At 68.2% G+C, this 22,635-nt stretch carries 18 protein-coding genes; 13 read left to right on the top strand and 5 right to left on the bottom strand.

Going from position 1 to position 22,635, the window contains the following annotated elements; genetic code table 11:
- Window positions 1–57: 57 nt before the first annotated feature.
- The 11 genes from tuf (at window position 58) to CLV29_RS09995 (ending at window position 12,358) form a co-directional block, all read left to right on the top strand.
- A complete protein-coding gene (gene tuf / locus CLV29_RS10045) occupies window positions 58–1,251 on the top strand; it encodes an elongation factor Tu (RefSeq protein ID WP_133754743.1) in 1,194 nt (397 codons plus the stop codon).
- Window positions 1,252–1,428: 177 nt separating this feature from the next.
- Window positions 1,429–1,866 (top strand): DUF6918 family protein, encoded by a 438-nt coding sequence (locus tag CLV29_RS10040; protein ID WP_133754742.1) that lies wholly within the window; start codon window positions 1,429–1,431, stop codon window positions 1,864–1,866.
- 15 nt (window positions 1,867–1,881) lie between these two features.
- Window positions 1,882–3,444 carry a sensor histidine kinase gene (locus CLV29_RS10035; RefSeq protein WP_133754741.1) on the top strand — a complete coding sequence of 521 codons (1,563 nt, stop codon included), beginning with the start codon at window positions 1,882–1,884 and terminating at the stop codon, window positions 3,442–3,444.
- On the top strand, window positions 3,429–4,100 hold the full coding sequence (locus CLV29_RS10030; RefSeq protein WP_133754740.1) for a response regulator transcription factor: 672 nt from the start codon (window positions 3,429–3,431) through the stop codon (window positions 4,098–4,100). The genes CLV29_RS10035 and CLV29_RS10030 overlap by 16 nt, the downstream gene beginning before the upstream one ends.
- 132 nt (window positions 4,101–4,232) lie before the next feature.
- On the top strand, window positions 4,233–5,423 hold the full coding sequence (locus CLV29_RS10025) for a glycosyltransferase family protein (RefSeq protein ID WP_208292835.1): 1,191 nt from the start codon (window positions 4,233–4,235) through the stop codon (window positions 5,421–5,423).
- Between the two features lie 25 nt (window positions 5,424–5,448).
- Window positions 5,449–6,696, top strand: coding sequence for a glycosyltransferase family 4 protein (locus tag CLV29_RS10020; protein ID WP_243831822.1), 1,248 nt, complete (start codon window positions 5,449–5,451; stop codon window positions 6,694–6,696).
- A gap of 2 nt (window positions 6,697–6,698) precedes the next feature.
- Window positions 6,699–7,883 carry a glycosyltransferase family 4 protein gene (locus tag CLV29_RS10015; RefSeq protein WP_133754739.1) on the top strand — a complete coding sequence of 395 codons (1,185 nt, stop codon included), beginning with the start codon at window positions 6,699–6,701 and terminating at the stop codon, window positions 7,881–7,883.
- Complete coding sequence (locus tag CLV29_RS10010) at window positions 7,880–9,688, top strand: ABC transporter ATP-binding protein (protein ID WP_133754738.1); 1,809 nt, start codon at window positions 7,880–7,882, stop codon at window positions 9,686–9,688. Before CLV29_RS10015 ends, CLV29_RS10010 begins: the two co-directional genes overlap by 4 nt.
- Window positions 9,689–9,723: 35 nt before the next feature.
- Entirely contained in the window at window positions 9,724–10,851 is a 1,128-nt protein-coding gene (locus CLV29_RS10005) for a phosphotransferase family protein (RefSeq protein ID WP_133754737.1), read from the top strand.
- Window positions 10,848–11,915 carry a phosphotransferase gene (locus CLV29_RS16205; protein ID WP_166649207.1) on the top strand — a complete coding sequence of 356 codons (1,068 nt, stop codon included), beginning with the start codon at window positions 10,848–10,850 and terminating at the stop codon, window positions 11,913–11,915. Before CLV29_RS10005 ends, CLV29_RS16205 begins: the two co-directional genes overlap by 4 nt.
- On the top strand, window positions 11,912–12,358 hold the full coding sequence (locus CLV29_RS09995) for a hypothetical protein (RefSeq protein ID WP_133754736.1): 447 nt from the start codon (window positions 11,912–11,914) through the stop codon (window positions 12,356–12,358). The genes CLV29_RS16205 and CLV29_RS09995 overlap by 4 nt, the downstream gene beginning before the upstream one ends.
- Window positions 12,359–12,402: 44 nt before the next feature.
- Here the strand turns inward: CLV29_RS09995 and CLV29_RS09990 are convergent, their stop codons facing one another.
- Window positions 12,403–14,661, bottom strand: a complete 2,259-nt coding sequence (locus tag CLV29_RS09990; protein WP_133754735.1) for a heavy metal translocating P-type ATPase — start codon at window positions 14,659–14,661, stop codon at window positions 12,403–12,405.
- Complete coding sequence (locus tag CLV29_RS09985) at window positions 14,658–16,595, bottom strand: cytochrome c oxidase assembly protein (RefSeq protein ID WP_133754734.1); 1,938 nt, start codon at window positions 16,593–16,595, stop codon at window positions 14,658–14,660. Before CLV29_RS09985 ends, CLV29_RS09990 begins: the two co-directional genes overlap by 4 nt.
- A gap of 386 nt (window positions 16,596–16,981) precedes the next feature.
- Here CLV29_RS09985 and CLV29_RS17055 point away from each other — a divergent pair, with 386 nt between their 5' ends.
- Window positions 16,982–17,113 (top strand): hypothetical protein, encoded by a 132-nt coding sequence (locus CLV29_RS17055; protein WP_279586467.1) that lies wholly within the window; start codon window positions 16,982–16,984, stop codon window positions 17,111–17,113.
- 433 nt (window positions 17,114–17,546) lie between these two features.
- Here CLV29_RS17055 and CLV29_RS09980 read toward each other — a convergent pair whose 3' ends face one another.
- Window positions 17,547–18,920, bottom strand: coding sequence for an HNH endonuclease signature motif containing protein (locus tag CLV29_RS09980; protein ID WP_133754733.1), 1,374 nt, complete (start codon window positions 18,918–18,920; stop codon window positions 17,547–17,549).
- Window positions 18,921–19,179: 259 nt separating this feature from the next.
- Here CLV29_RS09980 and CLV29_RS17050 point away from each other — a divergent pair, with 259 nt between their 5' ends.
- Entirely contained in the window at window positions 19,180–19,311 is a 132-nt protein-coding gene (locus CLV29_RS17050; RefSeq protein WP_279586466.1) for a hypothetical protein, read from the top strand.
- A 182-nt stretch (window positions 19,312–19,493) separates the two neighbouring features.
- Here CLV29_RS17050 and treY read toward each other — a convergent pair whose 3' ends face one another.
- Window positions 19,494–21,770, bottom strand: a complete 2,277-nt coding sequence (treY, locus tag CLV29_RS09970; RefSeq protein WP_133754732.1) for a malto-oligosyltrehalose synthase — start codon at window positions 21,768–21,770, stop codon at window positions 19,494–19,496.
- Between the two features lie 55 nt (window positions 21,771–21,825).
- Window positions 21,826–22,608: a crotonase/enoyl-CoA hydratase family protein gene (locus CLV29_RS09965; RefSeq protein WP_133754731.1), complete on the bottom strand. Its 783-nt coding sequence runs from the start codon at window positions 22,606–22,608 to the stop codon at window positions 21,826–21,828.
- Window positions 22,609–22,635 lie beyond the last annotated feature (27 nt).

The raw sequence follows: 22,635 nt of genomic DNA, 5'->3' as shown, positions 1-22,635 counted from the left end.
AAGTACCAAGGAAAAGCTGCCCGCTACCGCGCGGCAAACATCGAAGAAGGAGCCCCAGTGGCAAAGGCCAAGTTCGAGCGGACCAAGCCGCACGTCAACATCGGCACCATCGGGCACATCGACCACGGCAAGACCACTCTGACCGCGGCGATCTCGAAGGTGCTCCACGACAAGTACCCCGACCTCAACGAGGCATCGCCGTTCGACCAGATCGACAAGGCACCCGAAGAGCGTCAGCGCGGTATCACGATCTCGATCGCCCACATCGAGTACCAGACCGAGGCGCGGCACTACGCCCACGTGGACTGCCCCGGACACGCCGACTACGTGAAGAACATGATCACCGGTGCGGCGCAGATGGACGGCGCGATCCTGGTCGTGGCCGCCACCGACGGTCCGATGCCGCAGACCCGCGAGCACGTGCTGCTGGCCCGCCAGGTCGGCGTGCCGTCGATCGTGGTCGCCCTGAACAAGTGCGACATGGTCGACGACGAGGAGCTCATCGAGCTCGTCGAGATGGAGGTCCGCGAACTGCTGACCGACAACGAGTTCGACGGTGACAACGCTCCGGTCGTCCGCGTGGCCGCCTACCCGGCGCTGCAGGGTGACGAGAAGTGGGCCGACTCCATCCTCGAGCTGATGAACGCCGTGGACGAGTACATCCCGCAGCCCGAGCGTGAGACCGACAAGCCGTTCCTGATGCCGGTCGAGGATGTCTTCACCATCACCGGTCGTGGCACCGTGGTGACCGGTCGTATCGAGCGTGGCGTCGTCAAGGTCAACGAGACCGTCGACATCATCGGCATCCGCGACACCAAGCAGACCACCACGGTCACCGGTGTCGAGATGTTCCGGAAGTTGCTCGACGAGGGCCAGGCCGGTGAGAACGTCGGCCTGCTGCTCCGCGGCACCAAGAAGGAAGACGTCGAGCGCGGCATGGTTGTCATCAAGCCGGGTTCGACCACCCCGCACACCGAGTTCGAGGCCCGCGTCTACATCCTGAACAAGGACGAGGGTGGCCGTCACAAGCCGTTCTTCTCGAACTACAGCCCGCAGTTCTACTTCCGTACCACCGACGTGACCGGTGAGATCGAGCTCCCCGAGGGCACCGAGATGGTGATGCCCGGTGACAACACCGACATGACCGTCAAGCTGATCCACCCGATCGCCATGGAGGAGGAGCTGAAGTTCGCCATCCGTGAGGGCGGTCGGACCGTCGGCGCCGGCCGTGTGACCAAGATCCTCAAGTGATCTGAGCCGCTGCAGCGGCAGTGAAGGCCCGGGACCCCACAAGGGTCCCGGGCCTTCGCGCGTCGTCGGGGCAATTCATCCGAGCTCGGCCCCTACTGCATCGACCGCGCACCGCTAGGATCACGAGGGGCGGATCGCGGCCCGTCGTTTCCCCCGACCCACGACCCGGAGGTAGATGTGCCCACCCTGTCCGAAGTCCTGCTCTCGCCGGCGAACCTGCCCGGCGTCCATGCCGATCTCCGCGCCCTGATCGATGCCGAGGTGGCCGACAAGACCGGACCCAGCGGACTCGCGGTGAAAGGCGGGTACGCGGCGGTGAAGAAGGTCAGCCCGTCGGTCATCGATGACGCGGTGAAGAGCCTGTGGCCGAAGTACGTGACCGCCCTCGAACCGCTCTGGAACCGCTGGGCCGGTGCCGGTGACTTCGGTGCCTTCTTGGCAAGTCATGCCGACGAGGCCGCGGATGCGCTGCTCGGGGTGACCGACGAGAGGATCGCCGTCACCAGCAAGCAGGCGATCAAGAAGGTCTACTCCACGATGCGCCCCTCGGCCAAGAAGAACGTCATCGCCGCCCTGCCGCGGCTCGGCGCCCTGGTCCAGAAATGGTCGGGTTGATGGCAGTATCGGGGTATGTCGACTGAGCTCACCCGGCAGGCCGAGGGCCCGGCCGAGCTCGGTGAGCAGCCCGCACCTCGGCGCCCACGTCCGGGGAGCCGACTGCGGGGATCGGTGCGGGTCCGGATTCTGGCGGCGATCCTGAGCATGTTGGCCGGCTCGATGTTCCTGATCGGGGCGCTGCAGTACTCGGCCCAGCTGACCGAGCTGGAGACCCGGGTGCGGACCGATCTGCAGCAGGAGGTCGAGGAGCTGCAGACCCTCGGTGACGGGGTCCCGGACGAAGGGGTGGCGCCCTATGACGATCCGGACGAGTTGTTCCGGGACTTCCTGCGCCAATCCGTACCCGGTACCAACGAGGCGATGATCGGCATCGTCGACGACCGGATCGTCTACCGGCAACCGGAGAACAACGTCGACGTGACCAATCCGCTGGTCCTGGCCGAGGCGTTGCGGGTGGCGACACCGGGGCAGGCGGTGATCAGTGAACTGCAGGTCGGCGACACGACCCTGGAGATGATCACCGCCACCGTGCAGGTGGAGGGTGCCGACCCGAATCTGCAGTATTTGCTGGTGGTGGCCATCGACATCGGTTCCCAGCGGGAGGCGATCTATGCCTCGATCATGAACTATGCGGCACTGGCGACCGGTGCGTTGATCATCGCCGCGGTCGCCGGTTACCTGATCGCGGGGCGACTGCTGCGGCCGCTGGTGGAGTTGCGGGAGGCCACCTCCACCATCGACAGTGGTGATCTGTCGCGGCGGGTGCAGGTGCGTGAACCGGACAACGATGTCGCCCGGCTCGCGGTCAACTTCAACGCCATGCTCGACCGCCTGCAGGGCGGGTTTCGTGATCAGCAGCAGTTCCTCGACGATGCCGCCCACGAGTTGCGGACACCGTTGACGATCCTGCGGGGAAATCTGGAGACGATGGATGTCCACGATCCCACCGATGTCGACCAGGTCCGCTCCCTGGCTGTCGACGAGGTGGACCGGATGGACCGGTTGGTGAACGACCTGCTGCTGCTGGCTCGCAGCCGTCGCCCCGATTTCCTGCGCTGGGAACCGGTGGATGTCGACGATCTGGCAGCCGAGGCCTTCGCTCGGATCCGGGTGATCAGCGAGCGCGAGTGGCGTCTGACCGATCCGGTCGGCGGGACCGTGGTGGCCGATCGTCAGCGGCTGCTGCAGGCGATCGTCCAGTTGGCGGCCAATGCAGTGAAGTACAGCGCCCCGGGGGACCTGATCGAGCTGGGTCTGCAATGGGAGACCGGTGACCGCGACCGGGTCCTGGTCATCTCCCTGCGGGACACCGGGGTCGGCATCGAGGAGCACCAGCTGCGCCGGATCTTCGACCGTTTCCAGCAGGTGCGGGAGAGTACGCGCGGTGAGGGCCTGGGACTGGGCCTGGCGATCGTTCGGGCGATCGCTGTCGGGCACGGCGGCGAGGTCGGGGTCCGCTCGGCCTTCGGTGTCGGCAGCATCTTCGAGATCCGGATCCCCGCCGTGGCCGGATCGGGCAGCAAGGCCCAGGACGAGACCAGCGAGGAGGACGAACAGGTATGGCAACGATCCTGATCGCCGAGGACGAACAGAACATCTCCCGGTTCATCGACAAGGGATTGCGGACCGCCGGGTACGGCACGGCGGTGGTGACCGACGGCCTGAGCGCTGTTGATCATGCCGGCAGTGGTGGCTACGACCTGCTGGTGCTGGATGTCGGGTTGCCGCGGATGGACGGATTCACCGTACTGAAGGCATTGCGGAACATGGGCAACCCGATTCCGATCATCATGTGCACCGCCCGCGACAGTGTCGACGACACGATCAACGGACTGGACAGCGGGGCCGATGACTATCTGGTGAAGCCCTTCCGGTTCGAGGAACTGCTGGCCCGGATCCGAACCCGGTTGCGGCCGCCGCTGAGTGCCGGGGTGCAGACACCGTCGACGATCACCCATGGGTTGATCGAACTCGACCCGGTCAATCGATCGGTACGCAAGGCCGGCCGGGAGATCGAGTTGTCGGCCCGTGAGTTCTCCATGCTGCGCGAGTTCCTCGACCACCCCAACCAGGTGCTGACCCGCGAGCAGCTGCTCTCCAGGGTGTGGGGCTTCGACTTCCACTCCGCATCGAATGTGGTCGATGTCTATGTGCGCTACCTGCGGGGCAAACTCGGCGCCGAGGTGATCCAGACCGTGCGTGGGGTCGGCTACCGGCTCGGCTCGAACTGATCAAGAACTCGAGAACCCTGCTGGGTGATCGAGCACACATTCCAGGTGAGAACTCTCTCATGATCGACTCACGGCCACTTCATTTCGTTGGGCTTTGATAGTGCTCAGTTCGACACACTGAGGAGTTCTGGAATGATCGACGAGAGCGGCACATCAGGCAGACCGCATCGGGTGATGCTGTACTCCCACGACTCGGTCGGTCTGGGACACACCCGACGCAACCGAGAGCTTGCACACGCCTTGGCGCGGTCGCTGCCGGAGCTGACCCAGCGGTCGGTGACCGGGCTGCTGGTCAGTGGTCTGGAGACACCGTCGGCCGGTCTGCCGAGCGGATTCGATGCGGTACGCCTGCCGGCCATCCGGAAATCGAAGCACGCCTACAAGCCGCGCCACCTGCAGATGACCCTGGAATCGGTGGTCGACCTGCGCTCGGCGGTACTGCATGCGACGGTACGCCAGCTGCTGCCGGACCTGATGATCATCGACCGCCATCCGTTCGGGATCGGTGGCGAACTGCTGCCGAGCCTGCGTCGGCTGCGCGAGGAACATCCGCAGGCACGGATCGTGCTCGGGTTGCGCGATGTGCTGGATTCGCCCGGGGTGGTCCGTGCGGAGTCGCAGGAGCTGACCCGTCACGGTGGCGTCGACGAGTTGATCGACGCGGTCTGGGTCTACGGCGACCCGATGGTGCACGACCTGAGCGCCGAACTGCCCGACTGCCTGGCGGAGAAGGTCTTCCACACCGGTTACCTCGCCCACGGTCGTCGTTGTTCCGATGACGAGGCCGAGCAGCCCTATGTGCTGACCACGGTCGGCGGTGGTGCCGACGGCCTTGCCGTCTGTGCCGCAGCTGCTCGCGCCGAGGTGCCGGCCGGCCATCGGCACCTGATCGTCACCGGCCCGCAAATGCCCGAGGCCGACCAGGAGCAGGTACGCCGCGCGGCCGGACTGCAGACGAGTGTGCTCAGCGACGTACCGGATGTGCATGCGCTGGTCCGGAGGGCCGCAGCCGTGATCTCGATGGTCGGTTACAACACCGCCTGCGAGATCCTGAACACCCAGGTGCCCGCGCTGCTGGTGCCGCGGGAGAAGCCGCGTCTGGAGCAGAAGATCCGCGCCGATGCCTTCGCCAGGCACGGCCTCGCCGACACCGTCGGGATCGAACAGGTTTCCGGCACGGTGATCGGCGACTGGCTGCGGACCGCCATCGGCCGCAAGGTCGACCGCGAGGTGATCGGTCTGTCGGGACTGGCAGCCGTACCGGGGCTGGCCGCCGCCCAACTCGCCCAGGGACGCACGAGGGGAGCCGGCCTTGCTGTCTGAACCGATCACCGTCGACGGAGGACCTGTGACCGAGAAACCGCACATCGGATACGTGGTGAAGGTCTACCCGCGCTATTCGGAGACCTTCATCGTCACCGAGATCCTGGCCCGGGAGGCGGCAGGGGAGAAGTTGTCGATCTTCTCCCTGCGCCCCACCACCGATGCCCGGTTCCAGCCCGAGATCGCCCGGGTCCAGGCACCGGTGCACCACGTCGGGAAACCGCACAAGTTGAGCGATGCCGCGGTGGTGATGGCCGCCGCCGAGCGGGTGCTTCCCGACTTCGGCCCGCGCTTCGGCGCACTGATGCCCTGGCTGGTCAGGTTCGATCCGGTGGATGTGCTGCAGGGCGTCGAGGTGGCGACCGCCGCCGCCGATGCGGGTATCGATCACCTGCATGCCCACTTCGCCTCGGTACAGGCCCGGGTTGCCTGGTTGGCGGCGAAACTGCTGGGGATCAGCTTCTCGGTCACCACCCATGCCAAGGACATCTTCCACAAGTCGATCGACCGTGAGGTGCTGGCGCTGATCCTGCGCGACGCCGACCAAGTGATCACCATCAGCGACTACAACCATGCCTACCTGCGCGAACAGTTCGGTGAGCTCGGTGCCCGGGTCACCGTGGTACGCAACGGGCTCGAACTGGAACGCTTCCCCTTCACCGCCCCCGATGAGGTCGGACAGACGCTGAACATCGCCGCGGTGGGCCGATTGGTCGCCAAGAAGGGGTTCGCCGTACTCATCGATGCCGTGTCGGTCGCCACCGGGGCGGGCCTGCGGTGCCGGGTACGGATCGCCGGCGACGGGGAGCTGCGCCGCGAGCTGCAGACCCAGATCATCGCCAACGGGCTGGTCGACACCGTCGAGCTGATCGGACCCCGCAGCCAGACCGAGTTGCAGGAGTTGATGAACTGGGCCGATGTGATGGTGGTGCCGAGCGTCAACGCCGCCGACGGCAATGCCGAGGGCCTGCCGACGGTGCTGCTGGAGGCGATGGCTCGGGGCGTGCCCTGCATCGCCTCGGCGGTCACCGGTATCCCGGAGGCGATCTGGCCGGCGGAGAACCCCGGGGAGCGAACCGGGACGCTCGTACCACCGGGTGATCCGGCCGCACTCGCCACCGCCCTGATCGCAGCAGCCGACCCGTCCCATCCGCGGATGCAGATCGCCGCCAATGCCCGGCGACTGATCGAGACCGAATACGACTCCCGCAGGCAGGCGGCCAAGCTGGCGGCCCTGCAGACGATCACCAGCGGTCGGGAAGCAGGAAGATGATCATGTCCACAGCAGCCCGGATCCCCGCCGTCGATCCCGGCCGGAAGCAGCGGCCACGCGTCGCCCAGGTGGTCGCCGATCCCGGTATCGGGGTGTTCGGCCGCAAGGGTGCCTCGGTGCACGTGCAGGAGATCGCCCGTGCCTGGCGCAACCGCGGCTGGGATCCCCACCTCTACTGCCTGCGCACCGGTGACGACCTGCCGGATGACCTCGGAACGGTTCCGGTCACCCGGATCAAGGTGCGCGCCGACCGCAGTGACACCGCAGCCCGGGAGCAGGCGGTGGCCGCGGCCGCCGACGAGATCGCCGCCCGCGTGATCGAGGACGGCTGCGACCTCGTCTACGAGCGGTACTCGCTGTTCTCCACCGTCGCCCAGCAGGTGGCCGCAGCCCTCGGGGTGCCGGCGGTGCTGGAGGTGAACGCGCCGCTGATCGACGAGCAGCGGCGGCATCGGGAACTGGTCGACGCCGCACTGGCGCAGACCTGTCTGCGCCGCCAACTGCAGGCTGCCGATGTGGTGGTCGCCGTGTCCGCACCCGTGGCGGAGTGGCTCACCGAACACGTCCCGGTCCCGGTGCGGGTGATCCCCAACGGTGTGAACACCGACCGGATCCGGCAGGTGAGTCCGAGCACCGGGACACCGGTCGCGGTCTTCGTCGGTACGTTGAAGCCCTGGCACGGTGCCGCCGAACTGGTGCGCGCCGCGGCGCTCGCCGACGGTCACTGGACCCTGCGGATCATCGGTGACGGTCCCGAGGGGCCGGCACTGCGCAAACTCGCTGCAGAGCTCGGCGTCAGCGTCGACTTCCGTGGTGCCGTGGCCCCCAGCGAGGTCCCCGGACAGCTGCAGGGATGCACCGTCGGCGTTGCTCCCTATCCGGTCAGTGGTGATCACTATTTCTCCCCGCTGAAGGTCTACGAGTATGCCGCCGCCGGGTTGCCGATCGTCGCCACCGACATCGGTGACATCGCCGATGTGGTCCGGCCGGCCACCGGCGAACTGCTCCCCGAACCGCGCCCGGAGCTGTTGGACGCCGCCATTCGGCGACTGGTCGCCGATCCGTCCCGGGCTGCCCGGATGGGTGCCTCGGCACGGTTGCTGGTCGGCGCTGCCCACTCCTGGGATGCGGTGCTGGGATCCACGGTGGGCGATCTGATCCCCGCCGTCATCGGAGGTGAGCGATGAAGATCAAGGAACGCGCGCTGCGCCGTACCCTGCAGATCCTGCGTCCGCACACCGGCGGACAGCGGGCCCTGGCCGCGGCCGGCGGTGTGGCCCTGCTGTTCGAGGTCGTCTTCCGGGTGCTGGAACCCTGGCCGGTGAAGTTCGTGGTGGATGCGGTGACCACCTCCCTCGGCGCCGATCTGGCTGTCGATGCCCCGCGGGCCACCGTGCAGTTCCTGGTCGCCTGTGGCCTGGCCACGATCTCGATCATCGGCCTGCGCGCGGTCTGCAACTACCTCGGTACGGTCGCCCTGGCCCTGGTCGGCTCCAAGGTCACCACCCGCCTGCGGCAACAGGTCTTCGAACATGTCACCGAGTTGTCGATGCGCTACCACTCGCGCAGCCGGCGCGGCGATGTCGTGCAACGGCTGGTCTCCGATGTCGGCAGGCTGCAGGAGGTGTTGATCACCGCCGGGATGCCGATGGTGGTCAATGTGGTGACCCTGCTCGCGATGGGCGGAGTGATGCTGTGGATGGATCCGCTGCTGACCCTGGCCATCGTCGGAGCCTCGGCGGCGTACCTGCTGCTGGCATGGCAGATGAGCCCGAAGATCACCAAGGCCGCACGGAAGACCCGACGCAGTGAGGGCGATCTCGCCAACATCGCCAACGAGACCCTCGGTGCGATGCAGACGGTGCAGGCCTACAACCTGCAGCATGCGACCGCCGACCAGTTCCGGGGCCGGAACTCGAAGTCGCTCACCGACGGGGTGCAGGCCCGTCGTCTGTCGGCCTCGTTGGAACGCTCCACCGATGTGGTGGTCGGCGTCTGTGTCGCCCTGGTGCTGGTCTTCGGCGGCTACCGGGTGACCCAGATGCAGATGACCCCCGGTGACCTGGTGCTCTTCCTGACCTATCTGAAGACGTCGATGAAACCGCTGCGGGACATGGCGAAGTACACCGGCCGGATCGCCAAGGCCACTGCTTCGGGTGAGCGGGTGGCCGATCTGCTCGACGAACGCTTCGACATCGTCAGCCCGCCGAATCCGGTGCCGGTGCCGGCCGATGCCGGACATATCGTGCTCGATTCGGTCACCGCCGCCTACGACAACCAGGTGCCGGTTCTGCGGGAGCTGTCATTGACGATCCCGCGGGAACAGCAGATCGCGCTGGTCGGCCCGTCCGGTTCGGGCAAGTCGACCATGGCCAGCCTGCTGCTGCGGATGATCGATCCGGTGCAGGGGGCGGTCAGCCTAGACGGCCACGACCTGCGGGAGCTGGATCTGCGCCAGCTGCGGGAGCGGATCGCCTTCGTACCGCAGGAGGCGGTGCTGTTCACCGGGACCATCGCCGACAACATCCGGCAAGGGAATCCCGAGGCCAGCGATGCCGAACTGCGGCGGGCGGCCCGGGCGGCCCGGGTCGACGAATTCGTCTCCCGGCTCCCGGAGGGGTACGAGACCGAGATCGGTGAGCGCGGCGGTACCCTGTCCGGCGGTCAGCGGCAACGGATCGCGTTGGCCAGGGCACTGTTGCGCGATGCCCCGATCGTGCTGCTGGACGAACCGACCAGCGGTCTAGACCGGGAGAACGCGGCGGCGGTACGGGAGGCGATCGGCGCGCTGAGCGTCGGGCGTACCACCATCATGATCACCCACGACGAGCTGATGGCCCGCAGTTGCGACCGAGTGGTCTGGTTGAGCGAGGGCAGGGTGCGCTGGGACGGGCCCGCCGCAGCGCCCTGGCCGGCCGGTCTGATGGCCGAGTCCGCCGACGACGTCTGGGACCGGTCCCGTTCGCTGCAGCCGGCCGGGGGAGTGCAGTGACAGTCGACCCGACCAGGACCGTCGAGAGGAACCGGATGGACCAGGCAGCGGCGTGGTTGCTCGACCGGCAACGGCTGGCCGCCGATCTCGGCGCGCCGGCCCAGGCCACCCGGTTGCGGCACAAACCCGGGCTGTCGACCGTGGCTGCCCTGGAGCTGTCGGGGGAGTTGCGCTGGATCCGGGTGAGTACGCCGGGTCATGCCGACAAGCTGCAGCGGTCGATCCGTACCGCCGAGGCGCACGGTGCGACGGTGGTCACCGGTGCGATCTGCGGCACCGATCTGCACTGGGCACACGGTCCGGCAGCCAGCGATCCGATCCTGCTGCGCGCCGCCCGGCCAGGCAGCTCTGCCGCCGGTCGGCAGGTGATCGAACGCTGGGCCGGAGGTGGTCTGCCGGTGCTGCGCTATAACCCCTCGCGACGGATGGTGGCTCGCTGGGCCGTCGGCAGTACCACCCGGAATGACTCCGATCTGCTGGTGCGGTTGAATGCCGCCGCCGATCCGGAAGCATTGCGGGTCCCTGCCCACCTGGCCGCGCACGGCGTGCGGATACTCGTCCCGACCGAGGTGCATCGCAACGGCCGGATCAGTTTCTGGCCGTGGATCGACGGGCCCGGTGACCTGGCGGGTTGTGACGACCGGCAGCTGCTGCAACAGGCCGGGGCGGAACTCGCCCGGTTGCACCGTGTCGCCGGTGGTCCCGGGCCGCATCACGGTCCGGATCAACTCGCCGAACAACGCGCTCGGCAGCTCCGATCCCTGCGGCTGGTCGACACCGAACTGGCCGAGCAGGCCGCCGAGGTCGAGACCGCGGTGCGGCTGGTCGAACGCCGCCACGTCCGGGTGCACGGGGACTTCTCCGCCGACCAGGTGCTGGTCGACGCCGGCAGTCGTTGTGTGGTGGCCGATCTGGACCGTTCCGGATTCGGCGATCCGCGTCTGGACCTGGCCGGTTTCGTCGCCGTCGAACTGATCGATCATGGGTCGTCGCGCCGGGCCGAGGCACTGCTTGAGGGATACGGCGCCGCGGCCGATGATCTTCGGCCGTGGATCGGGCATGCCTTGTTGACCCGCCTGGACCAACCGTTCCGGGCAGGTGATCCCGAGTGGCGCGCACGTACCCGAAAGGTGATCGAGTTGGCTGCGGGGGTGCTGGCATGAGCGCTGGCCCCGTACCGGCCGAAGTGATCGATGCCGGACAGAGGATCGAGGTGGAACGGGCCTGGCCGGGCAGGGGCAAGCTCACCTTCGCCGGTTCCGATCCGCGGGGACGGGTACGTGCGGGGTCGGTGGACCGGCAGGGACAGGTGAAGCTGCTCGCCCATGCGGTCGATCCGAAGCTGCCCGGCCTGTCGGAGCTGGCCGCACACGGTCGACTGGTGGCCCACCGTCCGGGCAAGCGCGCGGTGATCGCGGTGGAGTCCGGTTTCGTCAAGCTCACCCGTTCACCGGTGGCGCCGGTGGTCGAACGCGCCGAGAGGGGTGAACGGATCGCGGCTGCGGCCGGCCTGGCGGCTGCAGCGGTGCTGGAGCACGGTGAGGACCGGGTTCGCTTCAGTGTCGTCCCGGGTACCGATGCCCACCACCTGGGTGGTGTGGCGACGGCACGGAGTTGGCGATCCTGGTGGGGCGACTTCGGTGAGGCCTGGGTGGATTTCGCCGGTGCGCCGACGGACGGTCTGCCGCTGCACGATGCCGAGGCCGAACTGGCCGTGGTGCAGCGATGGGTGGACCGAGCGATCGATTTCGGCGCCGTCGACCCGGTCCTGGCGCGCCGGGGCCTCGCCGCGCTGGCCCCGGTGCTGCTGGCCGCAGCGGGCCCGGTGGGTGTCAGTCACCGCGATCTGCACGACAAGCAGGTGATGTTCGCCGATGCCGGTGTCGGAATCCTCGACTTCGACACCCTGGCGTGGGGTGAGCTGGCCCTGGATCAGGCCAATCTGATCGAGCACGCCCAGCTCCGACGGCGACAGGGACGGTGGTCACCGCAGGCTGCTGCCGTGGTCGAGCGGACCGGATTCGACCTCGCCGAGCGGTTGCAGGTGCCGGCGCCGCGGCTTGCCGCGTACCGGTGGGCCACCCGGTTGCGGCTGGGCTGTGTCTACGCCTTCCGGCCACCGTGGCGGGAGCTGGCGGCCCAGTTGCTGGCCGAGGCCGCAGATGAGGCTTTTCTCATCGACACCTCACCGAACCCTCCTGCGGACAGGGAAGAATCGGTCTCATGAAGGTGGGGATTGCTGTGGTGCTGTTGCTGCTGGTGGGGATGACGGGGATCTACCTGATGACCGGCACCCAGGGGGGAACGCAGACGCCGAGTGCCGGGGTGGTCGTCGGCGACCCTGCTGCCGGAGCCTCGGCCTCGCCGAGCACCGACCCGTCGTCGACACCGGAGTCACCGGCACCGGGTGCGTCGGCAGGCTCGGCCAGTCCGAGCCCGGAGCCGACACCGGTGGCCACACCGGAGCGTCCGAAGCCGGTGGCCGTCGAGCCGACGATCATCTACCCCGACACCGATGGTGACGGTCGCAGCGCCACCGGGGGTGGTGGCTCGGGTGGCTCGGGTGGTTCTGGCGGCTCTGGCGGCTCAGGTGGCTCGGTCGATGACGACGACGATGATGATGACTACGACGACGATGATGATGACGATGACGGGGATGACGACGACTGAGTCGCGGCGAGCGTCCCGGTGATCGCGGCCGGCCGCTGGCGCGGTCAGTGCCGGCCGGCGCGGGAGCGGTAGCGACGCAGCCGCAGGCTGTTGCCGACCACGAAGACCGAGGACAGTGACATCGCGATCCCGGCGATCAGCGGGTTCAGCAGACCCGCCGCGGCCAGCGGGATGGCGGCCACGTTGTAACCGAAGGCCCAGATCAGGTTGCCGCGGATGGTCCGCAGGCTGGCCCGGGCCAGACCGATCGCATCGGCGATCACCGACAGGTGACGCCGGACCAGGATCATGTCGGCCGACTTCAATGCCAAGTCGGTGCCGTGCAGCACGGCCAGACCGAGGTCGGCACTGGCCAGCGCCGCGGCATCGTTGATCCCGTCGCCCACCATCGCAACCCGATGGCCTTCAGCCTGCAGGGCAGCGATCGCTGCCACCTTCTCGGTCGGCAGGACCCCGCTGATCACCTCGTCGACACCGAGCTCGGCGCCGACCCGTTCGGCCGGCCGGGGGCGGTCACCGGTGAGCAGGACCGTCCGCAGCCCCAAGGCCTTCAACTGGGCGACCGCCTCGGCGGCGGAATCGGCGACCTGGTCGGAGACGGCGATGGCGCCGACCAGTTCCCCGGCGCGGGCGACGAAGACGCAGGTGCTGCCGGACTCCTCGGCGGCCTCGCCGAATTCGCAGGCCACCGCATCGAGCCGTACCTGGGCCGACTCCATCAGCACCGCATTGCCGATCAGCACCTCGGTACCGTCGACGGTTGCGGCCGCACCCATACCGGGCAGCGCCCGATGATCGGCGGCCGGTGGCAGGTCGCCGGTGTGGGCGGCGACGACGGCGGCTGCGATCGGATGCTCGGAATGGGCCTCGACCGCGGCGGCGAGTTGCAGCAGCTCGGGTTCGGAGATGCCCCAGGCCGCGACCCGGTCGACCGACATCGCTCCGGAGGTGACGGTGCCGGTCTTGTCCAGCACCACCACGTCGACCGCCCCGGAAGCCTCCAGGGCATCCGGTCCCTTGATCACGATGCCGAGCTGGCCGGCCCGGCCGATACCGACCATCAGGGCGGTCGGGGTGGCCAGCCCGAGCGCACAGGGGCAGGCGATGATCAGCACCGAGACGGCGGCGCTGAACGCCTCCCGGGCGGGGTTGCCGCTCAGCAACCAGCCGACCAGGGTGCCGACGGCGATCAGCAGGACGACCGGTACGAAGACCGAGACGACCCGGTCGACCAACCGCTGCACATTCGCCTTGCGGGCCTGGGCCTGCTCGGCGAGGGCCGCCATCTGCGCCAGCTGGGTGCGCTCGCCGGTACGTTCGGCGGTGATCACCAACCGGCCGGTGAGGTTGACGGTGCCGCTGAACACTGCGGCGCCGGGCTCCACCTCGGTCGGCACCGGCTCGCCGGTCATGGTGGCGGTGTCGATCGCCGAACGTCCCTCGATGATCACCCCGTCGGCCGCGATCCGTTCGCCCGGGCGGACGGCGAAACGATCACCGGCACGCAGCCGTCGGGCCCCTACGAGCTGCTCGGTGCCGTCGGCGGCGAGCAGCCGTACCTCATCGGGCGCCAGCCGGGTGAGCGCGGTCAGTACGTCCCGGGCGGCCCGGCGGGCGCGGGCCTCGAAGTAGCGGCCGGCCAGCAGGAAGGTGGTGACCGCGGCGGCCACCTCCAGGTAGATCGCATCCGCACCGGCCGGCGTCACGCCGTACCCCAGCCAGTAGCCGGGTTCGTCCGAGCCGCCGGTGATGATCGAGATGACCGACCAGAAGAACGCCGACAGCACCCCGATCGAGACCAGGGTGTCCATGCTGAACGCGCCGTGGCGCAGGTTCTTCACGGTGGCGGCGTGGAAGGGCCAGGCCGACCAGAAGACGACCGGGATCGCCAGGGCGACGCAGACCCATTCCCAGCCCGGGAACCGGACGCCGGGTACGAGGGCGAGGACGATCGCCAGATTGCCCAGCGGAATGGTCAGGATCGCCGCGACCGCGAGTCGCTTCAGCAGCATCCGGGCCCGGTCGGGGGCGGAGGTCTCGTTCGGGTCGTCGGCATCGGGCACCGGCGCGGCGGTGTAACCGGCCTTCTCCACCACGGTGATCAGGTCGTCGGTCCGCTCGGCGGGCAGACCGGTGACGACCGCCCGCTCGGTGGCGAAGTTGACCACCGCGGTGGCCCCGTCGATCTTGTTCAGCTTGCGTTCGATCCGGTTCGCGCAGGCAGCACAGGTCATTCCGCCGAGATCCAGTTCGATCCGGGTGGAGAGGTCGGTCCCGGCCTCGGTGCGGGTGAGCTCGGTCATCGACTCTCCCGCCGACGGTCCTGTTCGGCCAGGGCGGCCAGGGTGCGCTGGTACTCCTCGTAGGCGTCGTCGTACCCGGCATCCATCGCCCGGTCCTTGCGCCTGGCCTCCCGGTTGTCCTGGCGAAACCACTGGATCAGCAGGGCGACCACGACCACCAGCAGCGGGAACTCCCCGAGCGCCCAGGTCAGTTGGCCGCCCAGTTCCTGATCGGTGGCCAGGTCCGGCCCCCAGGTCAGACCGAGCAGCGGGTAGAAGTCGGCGCCGATGATCACCTCGGCGCTCATCACGATCACCGCGAAGAAGGCATGGAAGGGCATCGCGGCGAAGACGTAGCCCAGCCGTGCGATGTGCGGCAGCGGACGCGGCGGTTGATCGACCCCGATCACCACGGCGTAGTAGAAGAAGCCGGTGATCAGGAAGTGGAAGGTGGTCAGCTGGTGCGCCCAGTGGAACCGCATGCTCAGATCGAACAGCGGGGTCAGGTAGAGCACGTAGAGCGAGCCGACGAATGCCGCCCAGACCAGCAGCGGGTGCGCCAGTACTCCGAGCACCCGCCAGCCCATGATCGCCTCGACACCGTCGCGGACGGTCTGCAGACCGTCCACGGCGGCCGGGTGGCCGACCCGCAGCGCCAGGGTGACCGGGCCGCCGAGGACCAGCAGCACCGGGGCGAGCATGTTCAAGGTGACGTGGACCAGCATGTGGTAGCTGAACATCGCCGAGCCGTACTCCCACAGCCCGCTGGTGGCGGCGTAGCAGATGAGCAACCAGCCGAGGGTCCAGCAGATGGTGCGGACCACGGGCCACTCGATCCCGCCGCGACGCAGCCGCAGCCAGCCGAGCAGGTAGAGCACGATCGCGGTGAGCGCGACCGTGGCCAGCAACAGGTTCGGGCGGCCCGGTCCGAGCAGTTCGGGCAGCATCGGCGGGCTCGGCAGGTTGAAGCCCAGGTAGTTCTCCTGGTCGGTCTGCGGGACCCGGAACCGGGGCGGGAAGAGGGCGAGCAGTGCGACCTGGTTGCCGAGGGAGAGCCCGGCCAGGGTGACCGCGATCCGCGCGCGCCGGCGGTTCCAGCTGCCGAGTGCGGTCAGCGGCAGGGCCGCCAGCAGCAGCAGGCCGATCAGCATCACGATGCCGTAGCGCGATGCCCAGGGGGCGGTGCCGGCGAGTTCGAAGACGCCGATGCCGATCCGCAGCAGCAGCGCCAGCAGACCGGCGACGGCGACGATCCGGCGGGTACGGGTGGCCGCGGCGACCGAGTCGTCCCCGCGGTGCAGGAATGCCCAGGCGGCGGCGCCGGCGAGCAGGAAGGCCGGGGTGCCGATGGTTGCGGCGTCGGTGGCGAAGTCGTGGTCGCGGCCGACCGACACCTGGGCGGTGACCACGGTCGGCAGGCTCAGCAAAAGGCTCAGCCAGACCCCGGCGATGGCACTCGGCCAGCTGCGTCCGATCAGGCAGCAGATGCCGAGGACGAGGGCGCCGAGGGCGGTGAACAACCAGGTCGGGGTGGTCTGCGTACCGCTGAGGAAGCTGGAGAGGTCGGTGAAGGCGTAGCGGACCGGTACGCCGATGCTGTTCGCACCGGCGAAAGGAGTCTGCAGGGCTGCGGTGATCGCCCAACCGATGGCCCAGATGCCGGCCACCCGCAGTTGCCGCAGGTCGTCGGGGGCCAGCAGCCACTCCGATTCGCCGCGCTCCGGTCGGCGGCGCAACAGTGTCAGCCCGAGCAGGTGGGCGAGCGTGCCGAGGGCCAGGAAGAGCGCGGCCAGGCCGAAGACGGCGGCGCCGATCTGGGTGAAGAGCTCCTGCTCGGCGAAGCCGGGCAGCGGCGGCTCGGACTGGCGCAGCACGATCCCGAGGGCAGCCATGAGCACTGCCCCGAGGACGACCGGCCAGCCGATCGGACGGTCGGTACCTTGCACTGCGGCCACTCCGGATCCTTGTCGATGATGGACCTGCACAGACTACGTCTCGGGAGCCGACGGAGCCTATTTCTGTGAGCCGGGCAACGATGGGTCCCCCGGTTCAATCTGTTCCCCAGCAAACGCACCTCAACGGTCCCCTGAGCTGCGTTTGCTGCGGAACGGATGCGGGGGTCTCGCCGACCAGTTGCCCGAACAGGCCTGCTGGGGAGTCTCGATCGGTGTCTGTGGCGCGTAGTCGATCGATGTCTGTGGCGGGTAGTCGGTGATGGTCGTCTCGGGTGCCTGCCAGGGCGAGCAAATCCGCCCGACTGCCGTGTGGTTGCGGTGCGTGGGCGCCCGCGTACCAGCTCCCCGACCAGATGGATGAATGGTCTGCGTGGGATGATCGGCACGTGGCCAAGGGAAGGCGGGTCGTCGAGATCGAAGTCGACGGTGAACGCTGGCTGGTGGCGAAGCGCGGGACGACCTGGGACTTCACCTGGCTGACCGGACCGAACAACGGGTACGGGTTCAGCTGGGGGTGAGTGATGGCTCGGCACCCTCGCGCGAGCAGATGATCTCCGAAATCCAGGCCTTCCTCGGAGCGATCAATCCTGAGACCGGTTACCTGGACTGATGCGGTGCGGGCGGGTGACCCGGGTCGTCGAGTTCGGGTACGCGAGTTCGTAGGGTCGTCACCACATCTGTCCGTGGCTCATCCGGCGCCCTTCGGGACGGACGGACAGTGGTGCCCCGGCGCTCCCAGTTGCCGTGGGGACGACGGCGTTACTGCCTGCGGGACGGGCCGTACGCGTGCGCGGGGAGTGTGCTGCACTCAGCGCAGTAGGTCCCCTCCGAAACCGGATCGACTGTGATCCGGACCTCGCAAGTCGGTTCAGGGCACACCTGTCTGGTGTGCAGGATGGGCAGCAACCTTCGCTCAAGACCCCGGCAGCTCGACAGCGTGGGTCCGGCAGCTCAGCCTGTGTCGGCTGGCTCGTCGATCGGTTCCGGCCCGAGGCGCCGGGCCGGCCCGGTGGGGAATGGAAGGGTCCGTGGCCCGTCGCGCAGGTACGACTCCCCTTCGGGACTGGACCATCCGAACAACCGCGCGCCGAGTCGGCGGTACCGCCAACCGTGGTGGGTCTTCAGTCTGTGGTGTCGACGGCACAGGGGTGCCAAGTTGTCCGTGGTGGTGGTGCCACCTGCGTCGAAAGGGACGATGTGGTCGAGATCGGCTCGCTCGGCCGGTACATCGCAGAACGGGAACACGCAGGTCGGGTGGGTCGCCCGGACGTGTTCGCGGATCCGGTCGGTGGGGGCGTAACAGTCGGTGGACTCAGGCAGGTTGAGGTCGATCACCGGCCGGACGGTGATCTGCGCACCGGGTGCGCCGCACCAGATCGCGACCTGTTCGGCAGTCACCGGTAGGTTGCCCAGACGCCCGGGCGCCGGATGGCCCGAAGTGCCGGCCGGGTTCGCCCCGGGCTCGGGCAGGATCAGGGTCAGGGCGATCGGGCGCGGTGCCGGTGGCCGTGGCTCGACCGGAGCAGGCAGGCCGTTCACCGACCTGTCCGGTGAGATCGGCATCGGCTCGACCTCGTGGTCACCGTCGTCGCTGCGAGGCGGCTGCGGGAGCGGAGGCAGCATGGACTGGCTGCGCGCCAGCTCGGCCAGCGCGTGAGCCCGTCGTACCTCCACCGAGGATTGGTTCCCCCACAGCTTCTGCAGCTCGGCGCCGTGTTGCAATGCTTGGTCGAGCTCCAGGGCATCGAGCCGACTGAGCTCGCCGAACAGGCGGCTGTGGCCGTTGACATTGGACCGGTCATGGACGAGATGGACGAAAACCGAAGACTCGTCTTCGGCGGGTGCACCGGTCGAGGTCTTTGCGGCCTCGACTGTGCGTTCGAGTTGGGAGGTCGACAGCGCGCCGACGAAGTGCACCAGTTGATCATCGACCCACCGGGCTGCGGTCGGGGAGAGTGACATGGTGCGCGCGGCCACCCGACAGCCATCTTCGGCGCTGACCTCCAACGACTGCACACGTTCCCACAGGCGGGGCAGCCGATGCCGCAGCTCGAGCGCCTCACCGATGATCCGGAAACCTGCCCCTGTGGGTTTGCCGAGCAGGGCGGCGAACTCGGCGACCGAGGCCGGATCGACCAGTGGAGTTCCTTCTCCACCGGTGACTGCTTGATCAGGATCTGCCAGACGGTCCACGAGTTGATCGGTCAGCGGGTGGGTGTCGGCCCAGGCGCAGGCGCCGTTGAGCCGGTCGCGCAGCGCCTCCCACAGTCGGGTCGTCGCAGCACGCAACGCTGCGTGCTGATCGACGATGTGGGTCCCTGTCATGGAACCAATCTAACCGTGACCACTGACAGTCGAGTTCGCCGAGAACCGTTGTCCACAAGATGATCGGGGAGATGCGGCGAACCGATTCAGGCCTACGTGGGTCTGCTGGGTGGCGATCGGCCTCGGCGCCCCGCTCATGCTCCCGGGGCTCGATGGTGGTGCACGGATCAGCGCCGGCGCCACCGTGGCGATCCGGTGTCAAGCGGGTGTTCGGTGGAGCTCTCTGATTCACGGCCGCCGCGATCACGGCAGCCCGGTGGTGACGGCCTGGCAGCTGCATCGGGCATGGCCGGGCAGCGAGTTGATCATCGTGGAGGACGAGGGGCACGGTGGGACGAAGGAGATGCAGCTGACCGCCGATGCGCTCGACGGAATGGCTCGGTCAGCCTGATCGCGGCCGTCACCCACGCGAGTTGATCATGGTTCGATCGGTTGCTCCAGCATCGCCATGAGATGGCGCGACGCGATGACCCGACACGGATGGCCCGGTGCGACACGATCGTCCGGCGGGACACGAGGGTGGAACTCGACGAAGCCGTGCCGCAAGCGCACGAGTCCCGAAGGATCGCCGGCTCACTCCCGGACGAGCAACGCCACCGGCAGTGAACCGAACAGCTCAGTGGCCGGAACCGTGCCGCTGTGGGTACGGGCACTCAGCACATCGCCCCAGGTACCGGCGGGAAGCTCGAGAGTCGTCTCGCGCCAACCACCGTCCTCGGCCAGGGTCCAGGGCAAGCGGGTCACTGCGGTGATCGCACCGCCCCGGTCGAAGGCGAGCAGATGGTCCGAGGCCGTACCGGTCGCCGCCAGCGGTGTGTATCCGGTGAACAGATCCGGTCGATCGCGACGCAGATGCAATGCCTGGCGGGTGACCCACAGCTTCGCCGCGCCGCTGTCGTCCACCGCCGGGGCAGACATCAGTTCGGCCAACATCCCCGCCCGTGCCGCGAAGTCCACCGGCCGCCGATTGTCCGGGTCGACCAGCGAGTCGTCCCACAACTCCGTGCCCTGGTAGACATCGGGAATCCCCGGCCCGCTCACCTGCAACAGCTTCTGTGCCAGGGCATTGCACCAGGCAGGCTGCTCGACCAGCGTCTGCAACCGGGAGAACGCATCGGTGAGATCGGCGTCGTCGAACAGGTGATCGACCAGTCGCAGTACCGCGGCCTCGAAGTCGGCGTCCTGATCGGTCCAACTGGTGTGCACCGCCGCCTCGCGCATGGCCTTCTCGGCATAGGCTCGCAACCGTCCACGGGCATCGGTATCACCCGGTTGCGGATCCATCCCGACCGCCACCTGCGCCAACAGGTACGCCAGCGGGCGGTCGTCGAAATCGGCCGCGGCGAGGAACGCCTCGGCGAACCGACGCCACTGCTGGGGCATCTCCGACAACACCGCCAGCCTGGCCCGCACATCCTCCGAGCGCTTCGTGTCATGGGTGGACAGGGCAGTCATCGCCTCCGGCCAGTGCTGCTGGCGCTCAGCTTGCCGATGGTGGAACTCGCTCGGCGTGAGGCCGAAATGGGAGGCATCGCCACCCACCTCGTTCAATGCCACGAACCGGCCGTACCGATAGAAGGCGGTGTCCTCGGTGCCCTTGGCCATCACCGCACCGGTCAGCTGCTGGAAGCGACGTGCGAGCTCGTCCTCGGGATCCTGCAGCCGGACCAGCAAGGCCGCCAACAACGGATGATCCACATTCTCCGCCGCCTGCTGCAGACTCTCACCCGCCTCCGGCAGATAGCTGCGGTAGGTCGGGAACTCCACGGCAAGGTCGATCAACACCTGCGCCACCTGATCGGCCGGATGATCATGGACCAGCCGGCACATCCGGTTCACCTCGGCACGCAACAGGCTGCTCGCGGCCCGCTCCTTGTCCTCGCGTACATGGGCGATCGCCCCGCGTCGATCACCGGTGAGCTCGCGATACATCCGGTCGAACTCCGGGGCGGCGCCGGAATTGATCAACACACCGGTGAACTCGTTCAGCGCGTCGTACCCGGTGGTGCCGGAGACCTCCCAGTCGGGCAGTCGCTCGCCCGGCTCCAGAATCTTCTCCGCCACCGTCCATGCCTGTGGGGCAAGCGAATGCAGCCGTTCGAAGTAATTCCGGGGATCAGCCAGGCCATCGGGATGATCGACCCGCAACCCGCTGATCTCGGCCTGCCGCACCCAGGTGCCGATCAGGGCGTGGGTCTCGGAGAAGACGTCAGGGTCCTCCTGCCGCAGGCCGGCCAGGGAGGTGATCGTGAAGAACCGCCGGTAGTTCAACTCGCTGTCACCGCGTCGCCAATCGACCAACCGGTACGCCTGCCGGTCGAGCACCGTGGTCAGTGAGTCGCCCGGAGCCCAACTGTCCGGGGCCAGCGGGAAGCGATGTTCGTAGTAGCGCAGCTCACCGCCCTCGTCGGTGGGGTGCAGTTCCAGGTCGGTCAGCGAGTCCTCACCCAACACCGGCAGCAGCAACGGTCCGGACTCCCAGTCGATGTCGAACCAGTTGGCATAGGGCGAGTCCTGCCCCAGCCGCAGCACACTCCACCAAGCAGGGTTCTCTGCCGGTACGGCCACCCCGAGATGGTTCGGCACGATGTCGACGACCAGCCCGAGGCCGTGGCTGCGGGTGGCCTCCACCAGGGCTCGCCACCCGGACTCACCGCCACGCTCGACGTCGATCCGGGTGGGATCGGTGACGTCGTAACCGTGGGTCGAGCCCTCGGTGGCCTGCAGGACAGGGGAGAGGTAGACCGCGCCGACGCCCAGCGCCGACAGGTACGGAACCAGCCCGGCCGCATCGCCGAGGGTGAAATCGGCGGTCAGCTGCAAGCGGTAGGTGGAGGTGGGAGCGCGCACACCCCGACCCTAGTCCCGATGCCCCCTCCGAAGGCAGGGGTGGGTGCGACGATTCTCAGTGGCCACGGTTCAGCTGGGCGTCCAGTGCGGACCGGTGTTCCGGGGTCTGGTGGGCCAGTGCCTGATAGGCCGCGGACAGCTCCAGCACGGTGTCCAGGCGCTGGCCGTCGGATTCTCGGAGCAGGCGTTTGGCCAGCCGTACCGCCGGCAACGAGTTGGCCGCGATCCGGTCGGCCAGGGTGCGGGCGGCGGGCAGCAACTCCTGCGCCGCGACCACCTGCGAGACCAGACCCCATTCCAATGCGGTACGGGCGTCCACCCGGTCCCCGGTGAGGGTCATCTCCGCAGCGCGGGAACGGCCGATCAACCGAGGCAGGAACCAGGCGCCACCGTCCCCGGGAATGATGCCCAGCTTGACGAAGCTCTCGGCGAAGAAGGCATTCTCCGAGGCGATCCGCAGGTCGCACATACAGGCCAGATCGCAGCCGGCGCCCACCGCGGCTCCGTTCACCGCGGCGATGATCGGTACGGCCAGCCGCTGCATCGCCCGCGGAATCTGCTGGATCCCGTACTCATAACCCGAACGCAACTCCATCCCCGACCCGCCGAACATACCGACCCCGGCGGCCATGTCCTTCACATTGCCGCCGGCGGAGAAGCCCTTGCCTGCACCGGTGAGGATGATCACCGCCAGCTCCGGGTCGGTGTTCGCCGCATCGATCGCCGCGATCAAGGCCTCGACCACCGTCGGGTCGGAGATCGGATTGCGCTGCTCGGGCAGGTTCAGCGTCCAGGTGGCGACCGCGCCGTCGCGATCGATCAGGAGTGCCTCGCTCATCGTTTCCTCCGTCATCGGTGGTTCATC

The sequence above is a fragment of the Naumannella halotolerans genome, from assembly GCF_004364645.1.
GTDB lineage: Bacteria > Actinomycetota > Actinomycetes > Propionibacteriales > Propionibacteriaceae > Naumannella > Naumannella halotolerans.
The sequence above is the reverse complement of the archived record's forward strand: the minus strand, read 5'-3'. Positions and strand labels throughout refer to the sequence as shown.